The organism is Desulfovibrio cuneatus DSM 11391 (assembly GCF_000430005.1).
GTDB classification, from domain to species: domain Bacteria; phylum Desulfobacterota; class Desulfovibrionia; order Desulfovibrionales; family Desulfovibrionaceae; genus Frigididesulfovibrio; species Frigididesulfovibrio cuneatus.
Genome location: NZ_AUCY01000018.1, coordinates 79,963 through 94,215 on the forward strand (window position 1 = coordinate 79,963; position 14,253 = coordinate 94,215).

Sequence of the window (14,253 nt, forward strand, 5' to 3'; positions counted from 1 at the left end):
GGAGGGGCTTGGGGAGGCAGAGCCTCCCCAATAGCATGCAAAATAGCCTTAGGAAGTACGCAGTTCGCCAATGCGAAGCTTCAAGCGCTGCAACAGTTCTTCTGCCACTTCAGGTTTTTGGGTAATAATGTTGTTGAGCTGAAAGGGGTCCTTCTTTCTGTCGAACAACTGGTCGTTTTCCGGCACAATCACTTTTGCCCCGGCGGTGCAGCTCCACATTTCTTCGCTGTCATTCATGTCGCCCTTAAGGATGGGGCTATCCTTAAAGTCATTGATAAGCCAGTGTACGAAGGTGTAGTCTTCTGTAATCAACGACCAGGACTTACCAAAATACCCGGCAATGGCGTGGTCACGAATGGTCTCTTTTTCGCCATTGATGAGGGGGAGCAGACTTTCCCCATGAATGTCGGACCAGTCGTACACAGGGAAGCCGTGGCCGGAGTCAGGACGCTCTGTGCTGTCCAGAATGCCAAGGGCGTCCAGAATGGTGGGCATGATGTCTGCGTTTTGCACAAACCCTGTAATACGCTGGTTGGGCTTTGTGCCGGGCATGTGCACAATAAGCGGCACGTGTACCAGTTCTTCATAAGGCCAGGGGCGGCACTTGCGCATAATGCCATGGCCATGTTCCCCGTTGCCCATGGGCTGGCCGTGGTCGGAAGTAACAATGATGAGGGTTTCATCCATCAGGCCTTCCGCTTCCAGTGTATCCAGCAGGTTACCGACCCATTTGTCGGCAACGGTAATTTTTTCCATGCACAGGGCGCGCACATGTTCTGCTTCGCGCTCTGTTACGCGGCCTTCAAGGGGGGTCCAGGGGGTAAGCACCAGGGGGTTGCCCTTGTAGTCCGGGTCGTAGGGGCAGGGTTCGTTAGCCCACACTGATGGTGGGTCCCAGGGCTCATGCGGGTCAAAGGAATCAACCCACAGCATAAACGGGCGGGTTTTGTCGCGCACGTCGGTAATCCAGCGGCGGGCAGAAGTTGTAACCTTGGCCACATAGCTGTCTGCGTCGGTGCGGCGGTTCTGGAACTGGCGCAGGAACAGGTCAAGCTCTGTAATCAGGGCTTGGCTGTCTTGGTCAATCATTTCGCCTTGTTCATTGAACACCATGGTGGGAGAGGTGTAGTCTTCTGCCTTGAAGGCAGGGTCCAAAGGCACGTCGGAAAAGGAGGTGTGGTCAAGTTCATGCCCAGGCATAAACTGCACATAGTCGAACCCGCGGGAATAGCCAAATTTGGGCAGGCGCATGGGGGGTGTGTCATACACAAGGGCAGTTTGCCATTTGCGTCCCCACAAAATGTCTGCCAGGGTGGTGTCGTCGTGTTCCAGGGGCTTCCAGCCGCCGTAAGGCAGGGTGAAGCGCCCGGTCATAAGGCAGCGGCGCACAGGCACAGTGGGCAGGCCTTCGCTGTATGCGTTTTCAAACAGGGTGCTTCTGCGGGCCAGGCGGTCTAGGTTGGGGGTTTTCACTACCTTACTGCCGTAGCAGCCAAGATAGTTGAAGGGGAGCGTGTCCAGCATGATGAAGACAGCATTTTTCACATACTTTTTTTGCGACATGGCAAACTCCTGTGGGTTAGGGCTTTGTACCTTTGAGGAACCACTCATTTACTGTATTTGCACCACCGGGAAGGGGGCATTATTGTGCCCCACATAAGCCAGCAAGACCTTGCTTCCTTGCTGGGCATTTACCGTGGTTCCCTGCACAAGGCGTTTGCCCGCCTGCGTGAGGTATTCTGGAATCGTATTCCCGGCACGAACTAATTCTGTTGGACGCGCAGCGGCTGCATTGCTATGCCGAAATTGATGAAGGCGTGTGCTAGATATGCGCTGCTCTATTCCGTTTGGCTGGGTTGTGCTCATTTTTTAAGGCGGGGCATGACCAAAGAGTGGCCGAGGTCCGTTTTGGGCCTCGGCCTTTGCTACTCCGTTACACTTGCCAGCACGCTCAGTACGTCCACATTTTTTTCTTCCGCCGTATAGGCCGTGACAATGCGTGCTTCCCCCTGCCGGGTCAAATCGCGCATTTCTCGTATGGTTTTTCCTAGCTGGCTCTGCACCACCATCACTTTGGGCGCTGTGGAGTTTTCGGAAACGTCTGTAACCACCGCCAGGGTGCCGTCTTCCAGTTCCACCACGCTGCCTACCGGGTACACCCCCAGCATTTGAATAAATTCCGCCAGCATACTTTCTGCCCAGGCTTTGTTGCGCATTTGAAACATAATGCCCAGCGCCGTGTTCTGGGGAATGGAGCTTTTGTAGGGGCGCTGGCTGGTAAGGGCGTCGTATACGTCGGCCATGCCCACCACAGTGCCAATGTGGCTAATGGCCGCCCCTGCCAGATTGCCGGGGTAGCCTGTGCCATCAAACTTTTCGTGGTGTTCCAGGGTGCCGCGCAGCACGTCTTCCTGCACTTGCGGCACACGCATCAGTTCCCGGTAACCCAGGGTGGGGTGTTCCTGCATTACCTTGAATTCTGTGGTACTTAACTTGCGCGGGGCGTTAAGTATCTGCTTTGGCACAAGCGCTTTGCCCAGGTCGTGAAAGAGCCCGGCGTACCCGGTGGTAAACACCTTCATGGTGTCGTGGTGCAGGGAGCGGGCCAGGGAAATGGAAAGAATGGCCACGTTAACGCAATGTTTGTATGTGTATGCGTCTGTCTGGTGCAGGCGAGAAAGGGAAAGCAGTGCCCCTGGGTTGCGCTGGGTGCTGGCAAGTAATCCTTCTACGAAAGGTTCTGCCTCATCATAATTGAAGCGACCCTTGGCCGAATCAGACATAAACTTTTGGGCATACACCGTGCATTTGGCGTGCAGGGCTTGCGCCTTGGGCAGTTCTTCTGCCAGGGCAACAGTGGGGCCCTGGTAGCCTGGGGGCGGAAAAGGCTGCGTGGGCTGGGCTGGGGCGCACTGCTCCGGTGGGTCTGGCAAGTACACAAAGGCTTCTGTGTAGCCAAGCTCACGGATGTTGTGAATTTGCTCCTGGGAGGTAATGTCCAGGTCTTCCCCAAAGGTGTTGGGTTGAATTTGCCAGCCAAGACCACGCCCGATAATGCGCATGCCAACAGCAAGTTCCTCTATGCTCATCTTTTGTATCATATGAAAAGATACCACCCGAAAAGTGGGAAGGTGGAGGGACAATGTGGAAAAGGAAACAAAAATGCCCTACATACCTTATAACCAGACTTTTGTGTTGTAGCAAGGCCTGGAAAAAAAGAGTCGTATTTTGTTGTCCTGGAAGATGTAGCACAAGAAGTATTCGTATAACGAAGTGCTGCGTTCACAGGCTGGGCGGATGAGACTGAACAGCGCTGTGCATGGAGTAACACTGCGTTGTTCTGAGGAAGAGAGCTATTGGGTGCAGGCTTCCATTACGCCCAGCACATCCACTTCCTTTTCCTCCGGGGTAAAGGCTGCGGTTATGGTCAGGTCTGCATACGAGGTCAGGTTGCACTGTTCATGGGTGGGGGTGCCCTCCGGGGTGCGCACAATAACAACCTTGGGCTTGACGGCGCTTTCCGAGGTGTCTGTCACAATAGCCAGTGCGCCGTTTGCCAGTTCCACCACGCTGCCCACGGGGTACACCCCAAGCATTTGGATAAATTCGGTAAGCAGGCCCTTGGGCCAGGCTTTGTCCTGCATTTGGAACATTATGCCCAGGGCTTTGCTGGGGGAAATGGCATCTTTATAAGGGCGTTTGCTGGTAAGGGCGTCATACACATCTGCCATGCCCACAATGCTGCCAATGCGGCTGATGGATGTACCACACAGCCCGGCGGGGTAGCCGGAGCCATCGAATTTTTCATGATGTTCAAGGGTGGCGCTGAGCACATCGTCCTGCACTTTGGGCACCTGCAACAGGGCATTATACCCCATGGTGGGGTGCTTTTGAATCACTTTGAATTCTGCCGGGTTCAGTTTGCGCTGGGCGTTGAGCACGTGCTGGGGAATAAGGGCCTTGCCAAGGTCGTGAAACAGACCAGCGTACCCGGCAATAAAAATTTCATTACTGGGTTTGCCAAGGTATTGGGCCACAGCAATGGAAAGAATGGAAACATTGATGCAGTGGCGGTAAGTGTAGCTGTCTGACTGGTGCAATTGGGCAAGGGAAAGGAGAGCCCCAGGGTTGCGCTGGGTGCTGTGCAGCAGGTTTTCCACAAAGGGTTCCGCTTCATCGTAACTGAACTTGCCGTTGCCCATGTCTGTCATGAATTTTTGGGCATACTTTGTACACTGGTTGTGCAGGGCGCGGGCTTTTGGCAGTTCTTCCGCCAGGGGGGCCGAAGGATGAAAGCCAGGGGGGGCTGGCTGTTCCCCATTGCTTTGGGCAGGGGTGTCCGGTGGGTCTGGCAGGTAAACAAACGCTTCGGTAAAGCCTTGCCCGGCAATGTTGGCTATCTGTTCTGCCGAGGTAATATCCAGGTCTTCGCCAAAGGTGTGTTCCTCTATTTGCCAGCCAAGACCACGCCCAATAATGCGCATGCCCACCTGAAGTTCATTGATTGCGAGTTTTCGTATCATGGCTGTTGCTGTGGCTGAAGTTCCTGGGTAAGGGTGAAACGCTCTGCAATTCTTACTGGGTGTGCGCTGTGGTGTGGCGGGTCATTACCGTGCTGTTTCAGGGGGCAGTTCTCTTCTGCGGGGCATCCACTTCTTCCAGGTAGTCGTGCTTTAATGCCCAAAGCACCACCATAGCTGCACGTTCCTGGGCAATGCCCTGTTGCACCGTGGGCCAGTGCTGGCGCAGGAGTTCCATAAGCGTTTTTACCATAACCGGCTTGCGGGCAGCCAGCAGCATGCGGTGCAGGGGTTCTTCATCTATCATAAGATCCATACCTGCGTAAAGCAAAGGAGGCATTCTTCCCTGATATACAGCATCACCCGTGGGGGTACGGCGCACCAGCAAGGTACTTTCCGGCCCCAGGGTGTGGCTGAAGTGGGCACGGAAGCTGTGGGCAAAGTCCGGGGCAAGGGGGTGGCGCAGGCTGCGTATTCTGGCTTCTTCCTGCGGGGGCAATGGGGTGCTGGCAAGGCGTTGCCACAGGGCAACATAGGCCGAGGCAATGGCGGGCCAGGAAAAATGGGCGCGTGCCCGCGTGGCCCCGCCCTGCCCCATGGCTTGGCGCAAGGCCGGGTTTGTGCCAAGCTGGGCCAGGGCTTTGGCCAGGTCAGGCACGCTTACGCAGGTTTGTTGGGCAAGGCGCAGGTGGTACTGGTTGTCAAACCAGGTTCCGGCAAGCAGGTTTGTTTCCTCACAGCTTTCCGGGCCAATGGTGGGCACCAGCAGGCCGCTTTCCCCGTGTATAATAATGTCCCGGTAACCATTAAAGTTGGAAGCAATAACCGGCAAGCCCATGCTGCCTGCTTCGGCAAGGGTAAGCCCAAAGGTTTCCTGAATGTTGTCGGAAGGGGAAACAAATACGTCTGCCGCAGCATACAGGGCGAGGCATTCTTCGTCTGTGGGGCGTAAAAAAGGAATAAACCGTATTCCCATACGCTGGGCCATGGCCGCCAGGGCCTGGGGCAGGGGGGCATTTTCTTCTGCCCAGCCTGCCACCACCAGCACCGTTTCTTCCTGGCAAAGGCCCAGGCCAGCGGCCCGTTGCAAGGCACAAAGCAGGGGGGCAAGGTCCATTTTGGAATCCACTGTGAGCCGGGCAAGGCACAGGAATATGGTTTCCGTGCCAAGGCCCAGGCGGGCACGCATGGCTGCCCCGTGCCCGGAAAAATACTGGCGCGGGTTGTGCCCAGCGGGTGAGCTGAACAAAGGGTTTGCCCCCAGGGGGATGCGTTCCAGGTGCGGGGCATGGGCGGTTGCCGGGCAGGGGTAGTTTTGGCGCAGCAGGGCAAAGGTGTGTTCCAGCATGGCAGTGGCCGCATGAGAAGTGCCCACAATAGCATCGCGCGCAGTGGCACCGCCCCACAAATGGCCCAAAAAAGCGGGCATGAAGCGTTCGTAGCTTAAGGAGTGGGTAGTGCCTGTTATGGGAAACAGGAACGGGGCATAGGCGTTGCGCAGGCGTGCCAGCCGGGTGAAGGTGGTAATGGGGTCGGAAAGATGGAAAACGGTATACGGGGTTACTTCCAGTTGCTGGTGCAGCCTGTTTTGCGGGAAAAAATGGAAGGCTCCCCGCTGGAACGATTGGGGAAAGGCACTGCGGCAGTAGTCTTGCTGGTGGGCAAGGGCGGCTGTGTCTGTAAGGAAGAAATGGTATTCATCAAAAGGGTCTTGTGCCAGCAGGGCTTCCAGGAAACCTTTGTTGGCAACTTTGCGTCCCAAAACGCCCCCAGGCTCGATGAAAGGGTCGAGCGTGCCCCAACGTCTGTTGTTCATGATGAACGGTAAAAACTTGGCGGTGTAATGTCAAGCAGGGAGTGTGTGCAGGCATTGGGCAACCCGTTGCTTTGGGGGCATGAAAAGCAGTTGCAGCAATTTTTGGCGGGCTTGTTCCTTCCCCTTTGGGGAAATCCTTGGGCCGGAATACTGTAGGGAAGAAAGGGACTATTTTTGCGTAAATGCTATGGGGTGCTTATGTTTACAGGAAGAGTGGTCTTTTATTTCACAAGCAAATGGATTTTTCTGTAAAATTTGGCAGGTCATTTTCCTTGACTGCAGGAATAAGCATCTTATTTTGTAAATAATTTAAAAGGGTTCGGTGGCAGTTACAACGCCATGAAGACGCAGGAGGGTGGGTTGTTTTTTAGTGCATTTTCCAGGTGCAAAACAAATGGGATTGTGCTAGTATCCCTCACGCCTTCAACGAGGTAACGCGTTTTGGTGGACAATGAATGTAGCGAATCGCATGAAGTGTCTGCCAGGGGCAATGAGTGTTGTCATACTAAGGAGTTGATACAATGGCTAAAAAAATGAAGACCATGGACGGCAACAGCGCCGCGGCTTATATTGCCTATGCGCTGAGCGATACAGCTGCTATTTACCCAATTACCCCTTCCTCCAACATGGCGGAAGAGGCAGAGGAAATGGCCGCCAAAGGTATAAAGAACATTTTTGGGCAGACAGTGCAGGTGCGGCAGTTGCAGTCTGAAGCCGGGGCAGCAGGTGCAGTGCACGGCTCCCTTGCTGGTGGAGCACTTACCTCCACCTTTACCGCTTCTCAGGGCCTCCTGCTCATGATTCCTAACATGTACAAAATTGCAGGTGAATTGCTGCCCGGCGTGTTCCACGTTTCTGCACGCGCACTGGCAGCCCACGCCCTTTCCATTTTTGGCGACCACCAAGACATTATGGCTGCCCGCCAAACCGGCTTTGCGTTCCTGTGCTCCTCTTCAGTGCAGGAAGCCATGGACATGGCCCTGGTAAGCCACCTTGCTGCCATTGAAAGCAGCGTGCCTTTCTGCCACTTCTTTGATGGGTTCCGCACATCACACGAAGTGTCCAAGATTGAAGTTATCAATTATGATGACATTGCCGAAATGGTAAACTGGGAAAAGATTAACGAGTTCCGCGAAGGCGCAATGCTGCCTGAAAACCCCCACACCCGTGGCACCGCCCAAAACCCGGACATTTACTTCCAGAACCGCGAAGCAGCTAACCGTTATTACGAAAATCTGCCCCAGATTGTTCTGCAGGAAATGAAAAAAGTCAGCAAGCTGACTGGCCGCCCATACAAGCTGTTTGACTACGTGGGCGACCCGGATGCAAACCGCGTGGTTATTGCCATGGGTTCTGCCTGCGAAACCCTGGAAGAAACAGTAAACTACCTGTGCGCCCAGGGCGAACGTGTGGGCCTTGTTAAGGTACGTTTGTTCCGTCCTTTCTCTGTGGAACACCTCATGCAGGCTATTCCTGCCACAGCAGACACCATTACCGTTCTTGACCGTAGCAAAGAGCCAGGTGCCATTGCTGAACCCATGTACCTTGACGTATGCACTGCGTTCATGGAACAGGGCCGCATGCCCACTATTGTGGGCGGCCGTTTCGGGCTGGGTTCCAAGGAATTCACCCCTGCCATGGCAAAAGCTGTGTACGACAACATGCGTGCCACTTCCCCCAAAAACCACTTCACCGTGGGCATTGAAGACGACATCAGCTTCACTTCCCTGACTTTGGAAGACGACATTGACACCGTGCCCGCAGGCACCGTGCAGTGCAAGTTCTACGGCCTTGGTGCAGACGGTACCGTGGGTGCCAACAAGCAGGCCATTAAAATTATTGGCGACAACACCGACCTTTACGCACAAGGGTACTTTGCCTACGACTCCAAAAAGTCTGGCGGCTTTACCGTTTCCCACCTGCGTTTTGGCCCCGCCCCCATCACTTCCACCTACCTTGTGAACCAGGCCGACTACGTAGCCTGCCACAAGTCTGCTTATGTTACCCAGTATGATGTGCTTGACGGCATCAAAGAAGGCGGCGTGTTCGTACTGAACTCTGCCTGGACACTGGCCGACATGGAAAAAGAACTGCCCGCAGAAATGCGCCGCACCATTGCCCGCAAAGGCGTGAAGTTCTACAACGTGGACGCTGTGAAAATGGCTTCAGAAGTGGGTCTTGGCGGGCGCATCAACATGATCATGCAAACCGCCTTCTTCAAGCTTGCCAACGTACTGCCCTTTGAACAGGCCGTTGCCCTGCTGAAAACATCCATCCAGAAAGCTTACGGCAGCAAGGGTGAAAAAATTGTGGCCATGAACGTTGCCGCAGTTGATAACACCATTGCTGGCCTGAAAGAAATCAAATACCCCGCTTCCTGGGCAGACGCTGCGGCAGACGATTGCTGCTGCGACGAGCACGAACCCGCCTACATCAGCGAATACGTGCGTCCTATTCTTGCCCAGAAAGGCGACGACCTGCCAGTTTCTTCCTTCAGCCCCAACGGCGTTGTGCCCCTTGGCACCTCTGCCTTTGAAAAGCGCGGCATTGCCATTAACGTGCCCCGCTGGTTGCCGAAAAACTGCATTCAGTGCAACCAGTGTTCCTATGTATGCCCCCACGCTGCTATTCGCCCTGTGCTTGCCGCAGCGGAAGAGCTGGAAGGCGCACCCAAGTCTTTTGTGACCATTGAAGCAAAAGGCAAAGAACTGACTGGCCTGCAATACCGCATTCAGGTGTACTCACAGGACTGCCAGGGTTGCGGTTCCTGCGCGGAAACCTGCCCTGCCAAGGAAAAAGCCCTGGTAATGCACCCCATTGCAGAAGAAATGAAAGACCAGGTGCCCAACCTTGCCTTTGCTGAAGCACACATTGCTCCAAAAACCGAACTCATGAGCCGCGACAGCTTGAAGGGTTCCCAGTTCCAGGAGCCCCTGCTTGAATTCTCTGGCGCATGCGCAGGCTGCGGCGAAACACCTTATGTGAAGCTTATTACCCAAATGTTTGGCGAACGCATGATTATTGCCAACGCAACGGGTTGTTCTTCCATTTGGGGCGCTTCCGCACCTACCATTCCTTACACCACAAACCGCGAAGGCTTCGGCCCTGCCTGGGGTAACTCCCTGTTTGAAGATGCCGCCGAATTCGGCTACGGCATTAACATGGCAGTAAGCCAGCGCCGCGACAAGCTTGTGGACCTTGCCACTGAAGCATTGGCTGGCGAACTGCCTGCCGACCTGAAAACTGCCGTGCAAGGCTGGGTAGATAATAAGGAAAATGCCGACCTTTCCAAGAAGTTTGGGGAAGAAATTCTTGCCCTTATCGACGACGAAAGCGCATCTGCCAACGAAGCGTTGTATGAAATGGCCACCATGGGCGACCTGTTCACCAAGAAGTCTGTATGGATTATTGGCGGCGACGGTTGGGCTTACGACATTGGTTACGGCGGCCTGGACCACGTGCTGGCTTCCGGCGAAGACATCAACATACTGGTGATGGACACAGAAGTGTACTCCAACACTGGTGGTCAGGCTTCCAAGGCAACCCCCATTGGTTCCATTGCCAAGTTTGCTACCCAGGGCAAAAAAGTTGCCAAGAAAGACCTTGGCCGCATGGCAATGACCTACGGCTACGTGTACGTTGCTTCCGTATCCATGGGAGCCAACAAGAACCAGCTTATTAAAGCGCTGAAAGAAGCTGAAGAGCACAAAGGGCCTTCCCTTGTTATTGCTTACGCTCCTTGCATTAACCAGGGCCTGCGCCGTGGCATGGGCAAGAGCATGGAAGAAGCCAAACAGGCTGTGGAAAGCGGCTACTGGCCCCTGTACCGCTTCAACCCTGCCCTTACCGAAGAAGGCAAAAACCCGTTTGTGCTGGAATCCAAAGCACCTGACGGAACACTGCAAGAGTTCCTTTCCGGCGAAACCCGCTATGCGGCGCTGGAAAAGATTAACCCCTCTGAATCTGCCCGCCTGCGTAAGCTGATTGAAGAAGAGTACAAAGAACGCTATGCTATGTTCAAGCAATTGGCAGACTTGCCTCTTGCCAAGCCTGAGTAGTACTGCGGAAACACTGATTTATTCCCTTTGGCTGCGTTACACCCCTAAGGCCGACGGCAGTCGCGAGCATCGCGAGCCGTGAAGTGAGGGCGAAGAGTGCGGGTGGCTTTGCTACCCGCACATCTCCACGAAGCCCAAGCGGATAAAGGAAACAGTCGAGGACAGAAGAGTCCACTCCTGCTTCAAAAAAAGTTCGTGCCTTGCCAAATGAAATAACTGAGCGTTTCCCAAAAGGCATAGCAGCGGGAAACTGCCTGCTATGTGATTGAAATAAGAAAGCGCCCTTGGTTGATGCCAGGGGCGCTTTTTGCATAGGGGGCTTAAAGTTGATTTCGACAGCAAACGTGCGTTATGCAGTGACGCTAAGCGTTTCTCCGATTGAGTTTTTGAGCATATTTCTTGCTTTTTCAGTGTCAGAATTTGGGTCAAGACCAATACATCCTAATGTTCCTGGAGGCCCCCCATCGGGGTGAATGCCGATGCCGGTACGCTTGGTAGATCCCTGAGGAATGAGCTCGCAAAACCAAGGTTTTCCAGTACGTCCTTCGTATCGTTGGTCGGTGAAGTTGGTGCGTATTTTGCCAATGGTGTACGTCATAACAGGCAAGGGTTCATAATTATCAATGCCACCACTTTTACATCTCCATTGAGCATTTCCGTCACTGGCTGTGAGTGTTTTTAGGCTAATGCTGTACGTCCACATGGCTATTTCTCCTTACATGTATCCAATTGTTCGCCATAGTAGCCCCAATCGCCGATGCGTTGTTGCAGCACCTGAACTTTTTTCTTGGCCTTTATGCTGATTTGGTCATCCCCCCCATAACAGCCATAGGTAAGGAGTAATTCCAGTAAGTAGCTCGAGGGGGGGGCTTTGAACCGTTTTTCAAAAGCGAATAGTTCCATCAATTCATCTGGTTTTTCAGGAAACTCTTGCACAAAGCGCAGGTTGTCGGCGTCATTGTTGTTGCCTTGCAAAAGAGCAATGGCGTAGTTTCTGAACGTGGTCTCTGTAAGAGATTCTGGCTGTTTTCTGCCTTGCTTAAGGGCCTGCACCAGGGGTTTATCTTGGTCAAAACCCGCGTGCCCGCTTACCAGCATAGCCCCAAGGCGCACTTCCATTTCTTTATCTTCATACAGGCGCAGAAATGCCTTGGTGATGGGCGTAGGGGGCAATTCGTTGGGGAGAGGAGGCCGGGCATGTCCAGGGGAAATGATGGTCAACGAAGCTGTGCACACAATGCACAAGAATAATAACAATGACTTCATAGGCGCTCCGTTTTTGTGTTTCACAAAGTCTATATTGCGTGTGATGCGTATAAAAGTCAATACAGTGCGCAATTGCTCTTCTTGCTGTGGCAGATGCTTTACGCTATAAAGAGATGTGTGGGAAAGATCACCGCCAGGAGGGCACACATGCTTATATGCTATTGTTTTGGCATCACAAAAGAAGATATCATTCAAGATGTGCAAGGCAACGGAAAATCTACCATTTTAGAACGCATTGCGGCAGCGAAGCAGGCAGGGGGCTGCCAGTGCGCAGTAAAGAACCCAGCCGGGAAATGATGCCTTGCAGATGTTCACCGGGTTGTGAACAGCGCAGCAAGCACTCTTATTCCCCCAAATAACGTATAAGCGCCACGGTGCCTAGGCCCAGAATGGTCATGCCAAGGGTGCCCCCCAGGTGCAGGGCCGCGGCAAGGCAAGCCATGCCAAAGCGCCCTTCCTGCAACAGGGTGACCACTTCAGCAGAAAAGGTGGAATAGGTGGTAAGCGCGCCCAGAAAGCCTGTCATAACAAACAGGCGCCATTCCGGTGCAAGCCCTGGCAGCAGGGCAAAAATACCCATGGCCAGCCCCATGCCATAGCCCCCTATAAGGTTTGCCGCCAGGGTGCCCAGGGGAATGGCAGGGTACAGGGCGTTCAGGGCGCGGCCCAGCAGCCAGCGGCTAACCGCCCCGGCAGAAGCGCCAGCGCTGATGAACAAAATGGAGTGCAGCATGGTGGGCCTGTGTGCTGTTGGTGGTGTGGCAACAAGGGGGGAATGTGCCATGGTTACCCGTGTTGCGGCTAACAAAATTCCCCTGTGTGTTTTATGCGGTGCCAGCAAAGCATGCCAAAGGATGCGTAAAAAATCGAGAAAATAATAGCCGGTTGCCCATGGTGGCATTTTCCTGTATTCTATATATTGAACAACGGTTCGTATTTTCGTGTATTGTAACTCACTGGCAAGGAGAATGGCATGGACTTCCTTTTTTTCTTTCTTGGCCTTGGCTCAACTATGGCTGCACTGCGTTACATTAAAAAAACAAGCTAATATTTCCGCCAATTATATCTCCATTCCCTTCCCTGCCACGCTGTTTTCCTTCTGAAAGCAGCGCCTTTGGTGTTTCCCCTTCTTGCCTTTCGTTCTTGGCGTCTTATAGTATACTGTAATGCGCCACTCTATGTGGTGTTAGTTTCCTTGTGGCACGCTCTGCTGTGCTACTGTGCTTGTTGTGTAAGCCAGCATGAAGGGACATGCGCCGCGTATGTAATATTTTGAAAATGAAGGAGAATACGTATATGTCTAGCCAAATCAAAACGTTTATGCTGCTGGCCCTGCTTTCCGGGCTCATGCTGCTTATTGGCAAGGCTATGGGGGGCTCCACTGGCCTTGCTATTGCCCTGGTCATTGCCCTGGTCATGAACGTGGGCAGTTACTGGTTTTCTGACAAAATTGTACTTGCTACCTACAAGGCCAAGGAACTTAGCCCGGCTGATGCCCCCATGCTGCACCGCATGGTGGAAGACCTTAGCCACAAGGCTGGCATTCCTATGCCCCGGCTGTATATGGTGCCAGATTCCTCCCCCAACGCCTTTGCCACGGGCCGTAACCCGGAACATGCTGCGGTGGCGGTTACAGAAGGCCTTATGCGCCTGCTGAACCCCGATGAACTGCGCGGCGTGCTGGCCCACGAAATTGCCCACATCGCCAACCGCGATATTCTGGTGCAAAGCGTGGCTGGTGTGCTGGCTACAGTGGTCATGTACGCGGCCAATATGCTGCAATGGTCGGCTATTTTTGGCGGTGGACGCAGTAATGAAGAAGGCAACTCCGGCGGGGGGCTTGTGGGGGGCCTGCTTTTGGCCTTTCTCGCACCTGTTGCCGCTTCCCTTATTCAGTTTGCCATTTCCCGCTCGCGGGAATACATGGCAGACGCAACGGGCGCGTCCCTTAGCGGTACGCCGGAAGCACTGGCTTCTGCCCTGGCAAAACTCAGCAACCGGGTGGAGCAAGACCCCATTCATGAAGGCGGCCAGGCAACGGCCCATATGTTTATTGTAAACCCCTTTGCTGGTGGCCTTGGCGGACTTTTTAGTACGCACCCGCCAGTGGAAGAGCGGATACGCCGTTTGCGTGAAATGCGCTAGAACTGTGCTTTTTCCGTTTGGCGGCGTTGCTTGCTTTTGTTGAATTCTCAAAATAGTTGAGACCGTCTCAAAATACATGAGACGGTCTCAGCTTATTTTAGATGGGATTTAAGAGTCATGTACCCCCGGCAAAGCCGGGGGCTTGAAATGCTGTGAACCGCTCAAAGCGGTTAGAAACGCTTGAACCGCCTAAAGGCGGCTGCCTCAAAACAATTGCAACTGGTCTATTCGCTGGTCTTCTTTTTCCTGATGCTTGATGTACTCACGCACAGAAGCTTCATCGAGCCCAACAGTTGAAACATAGAATCCTCGTGCCCAAAAACTTTCGCCCACAAAATTGCGACGCTTTCCCAAAAAATTGCGAGCGATATAAATGGCACTTTTCCCTTTGATAAAGCCAACAGCAGAAGAAACTGCCATCTTTGGTGGAATTGAGATAAGAATGTGC

General features: G+C 53.6%; 12 protein-coding genes. 4 read left to right on the forward strand and 8 right to left on the reverse strand.

Annotation, left to right across the window (positions count from 1 at the left end; translation table 11 throughout):
* Positions 1-48: 48 nt before the first annotated feature.
* Entirely contained in the window at positions 49-1,563 is a 1,515-nt protein-coding gene (locus G497_RS0105565) for a sulfatase family protein (protein ID WP_027187419.1), read from the reverse strand.
* Between the two features lie 57 nt (positions 1,564-1,620).
* Between G497_RS0105565 and G497_RS20725 the strand changes: the two genes are divergently transcribed.
* The gene (locus G497_RS20725; RefSeq protein ID WP_342663656.1) at positions 1,621-1,767 is read left to right on the forward strand and encodes a helix-turn-helix domain-containing protein; all 147 of its coding nucleotides are present in this window, start codon (positions 1,621-1,623) and stop codon (positions 1,765-1,767) included.
* Positions 1,768-1,925: 158 nt separating this feature from the next.
* Here the strand turns inward: G497_RS20725 and G497_RS0105575 are convergent, their stop codons facing one another.
* The 3 genes from G497_RS0105575 to G497_RS0105585 all read right to left on the reverse strand — a co-directional run bounded on the left by G497_RS0105575 (position 1,926) and on the right by G497_RS0105585 (position 6,282).
* Positions 1,926-3,101 carry a cyclic di-GMP phosphodiesterase gene (locus G497_RS0105575; protein WP_084516021.1) on the reverse strand — a complete coding sequence of 392 codons (1,176 nt, stop codon included), beginning with the start codon at positions 3,099-3,101 and terminating at the stop codon, positions 1,926-1,928.
* A gap of 252 nt (positions 3,102-3,353) precedes the next feature.
* Positions 3,354-4,523: a cyclic di-GMP phosphodiesterase gene (locus tag G497_RS16900; protein ID WP_051257868.1), complete on the reverse strand. Its 1,170-nt coding sequence runs from the start codon at positions 4,521-4,523 to the stop codon at positions 3,354-3,356.
* Between the two features lie 97 nt (positions 4,524-4,620).
* Positions 4,621-6,282: a glycosyltransferase family 4 protein gene (locus tag G497_RS0105585; RefSeq protein ID WP_051257869.1), complete on the reverse strand. Its 1,662-nt coding sequence runs from the start codon at positions 6,280-6,282 to the stop codon at positions 4,621-4,623.
* Between the two features lie 575 nt (positions 6,283-6,857).
* Between G497_RS0105585 and nifJ the strand changes: the two genes are divergently transcribed.
* Positions 6,858-10,394 (forward strand): pyruvate:ferredoxin (flavodoxin) oxidoreductase, encoded by a 3,537-nt coding sequence (gene nifJ, locus G497_RS0105595; RefSeq protein ID WP_027187422.1) that lies wholly within the window; start codon positions 6,858-6,860, stop codon positions 10,392-10,394.
* Between the two features lie 349 nt (positions 10,395-10,743).
* Here nifJ and G497_RS0105600 read toward each other — a convergent pair whose 3' ends face one another.
* Together G497_RS0105600 and G497_RS0105605 are read right to left on the reverse strand one after the other, a co-directional pair.
* Positions 10,744-11,097, reverse strand: coding sequence for a L,D-transpeptidase family protein (locus G497_RS0105600; protein WP_027187423.1), 354 nt, complete (start codon positions 11,095-11,097; stop codon positions 10,744-10,746).
* A 2-nt stretch (positions 11,098-11,099) separates the two neighbouring features.
* On the reverse strand, positions 11,100-11,660 hold the full coding sequence (locus tag G497_RS0105605; RefSeq protein ID WP_027187424.1) for a hypothetical protein: 561 nt from the start codon (positions 11,658-11,660) through the stop codon (positions 11,100-11,102).
* A gap of 147 nt (positions 11,661-11,807) precedes the next feature.
* Between G497_RS0105605 and G497_RS16905 the strand changes: the two genes are divergently transcribed.
* Positions 11,808-11,957: a bacterioferritin-associated ferredoxin gene (locus G497_RS16905; RefSeq protein ID WP_034636807.1), complete on the forward strand. Its 150-nt coding sequence runs from the start codon at positions 11,808-11,810 to the stop codon at positions 11,955-11,957.
* Between the two features lie 46 nt (positions 11,958-12,003).
* Here the strand turns inward: G497_RS16905 and crcB are convergent, their stop codons facing one another.
* Positions 12,004-12,444, reverse strand: a complete 441-nt coding sequence (gene crcB, locus G497_RS0105615; RefSeq protein WP_245576352.1) for a fluoride efflux transporter CrcB — start codon at positions 12,442-12,444, stop codon at positions 12,004-12,006.
* A gap of 512 nt (positions 12,445-12,956) precedes the next feature.
* Between crcB and G497_RS0105625 the strand changes: the two genes are divergently transcribed.
* Positions 12,957-13,805 (forward strand): zinc metalloprotease HtpX, encoded by an 849-nt coding sequence (locus G497_RS0105625; protein WP_027187426.1) that lies wholly within the window; start codon positions 12,957-12,959, stop codon positions 13,803-13,805.
* Positions 13,806-14,009: 204 nt separating this feature from the next.
* On the opposite strand, the gene tnpA is transcribed toward G497_RS0105625, so the two are convergent.
* Positions 14,010-14,253: IS200/IS605 family transposase (gene tnpA / locus G497_RS0105630; protein WP_027187427.1), on the reverse strand; the 244-nt coding region annotated here is incomplete at its 5' end.

Excerpts from the sequence above, each read along its gene's own strand:
- G497_RS0105565 (WP_027187419.1), bottom strand. The coding sequence starts at position 1,563 with ATGTCGCAAAAAAAGTATGTGAAAAATGCTGTCTTCATCATGCTGGAC.
- G497_RS0105575 (WP_084516021.1), bottom strand. The coding sequence starts at position 3,101 with ATGATACAAAAGATGAGCATAGAGGAACTTGCTGTTGGCATGCGCATT.
- G497_RS16900 (WP_051257868.1), bottom strand. The coding sequence starts at position 4,523 with ATGATACGAAAACTCGCAATCAATGAACTTCAGGTGGGCATGCGCATT.
- nifJ (WP_027187422.1), top strand. The coding sequence starts at position 6,858 with ATGGCTAAAAAAATGAAGACCATGGACGGCAACAGCGCCGCGGCTTAT.
- G497_RS0105600 (WP_027187423.1), bottom strand. The coding sequence starts at position 11,097 with ATGTGGACGTACAGCATTAGCCTAAAAACACTCACAGCCAGTGACGGA.
- G497_RS0105605 (WP_027187424.1), bottom strand. The coding sequence starts at position 11,660 with ATGAAGTCATTGTTATTATTCTTGTGCATTGTGTGCACAGCTTCGTTG.
- G497_RS16905 (WP_034636807.1), top strand. The coding sequence starts at position 11,808 with ATGCTTATATGCTATTGTTTTGGCATCACAAAAGAAGATATCATTCAA.
- crcB (WP_245576352.1), bottom strand. The coding sequence starts at position 12,444 with ATGGCACATTCCCCCCTTGTTGCCACACCACCAACAGCACACAGGCCC.
- G497_RS0105625 (WP_027187426.1), top strand. The coding sequence starts at position 12,957 with ATGTCTAGCCAAATCAAAACGTTTATGCTGCTGGCCCTGCTTTCCGGG.